Genomic DNA, 557 nt, shown 5'->3' with positions numbered 1-557 from the left:
TACCACTTCCGGTTCTGAATCCCGGCGTCGGACGCCTCGTCCAGCTTCCGCTTGGCGTCACCGGCGGCGTCCTCGCGCATCTTCCGCGCGTCCCCGGCCATCTTCTTCGCGGCGTCGAGGGCATTCTGCGCGGCGGTGACGTCGGACTGGGCGGATGTGTGGGCGTCCTTGGCGCTCTGCGCGTCGCGGGTGGCAGCACGGACCTTGGCCTCGTCCGGCTTGGGGACGTCCTTGCCCGCCGATGAAGGGTCGTCCTTGTACTTGTCGGCTTCCTTGTTGGCGCGGGTCACCCACGAATCGGCGGAGGAGAGACGGGACTTGGCGGAGGAGAGGTCAGCCTGGGCTTCACGGCCCTGGGCGAGGGCCTTGTCGGCGAGAGCCTGGGCGCGTTCGAGTTCGGGCCAGTACGCGGCCAGCGCGTCCCCCGCCAGGTCGTACGACTTCTTCAGCTTCTTCAAGTTCTTCGGGACGCCGGAGAACTCGTCCCGGAACACATCGGCGGTCTTGCCCACCATCGTCAGGACGGCATCCTCATCCGCCATCCCCTTCACCAGGCG

The 557-nt window shown here is 67.7% G+C and carries 1 pseudogene; it reads right to left on the bottom strand.

Features of this window, described 5'->3' with window-relative positions:
• A pseudogene (locus tag O3Q52_RS53955) lies at window positions 1-557 on the bottom strand (hypothetical protein); the annotation flags it as partial.

Source organism: Streptomyces sp. ActVer, assembly GCF_027270795.1.
Lineage (GTDB): Bacteria > Actinomycetota > Actinomycetes > Streptomycetales > Streptomycetaceae > Streptomyces > Streptomyces umbrinus_A.
Note: the sequence above shows the minus strand (reverse complement) of the source record. Positions and strands in the feature narration are given on the sequence as shown.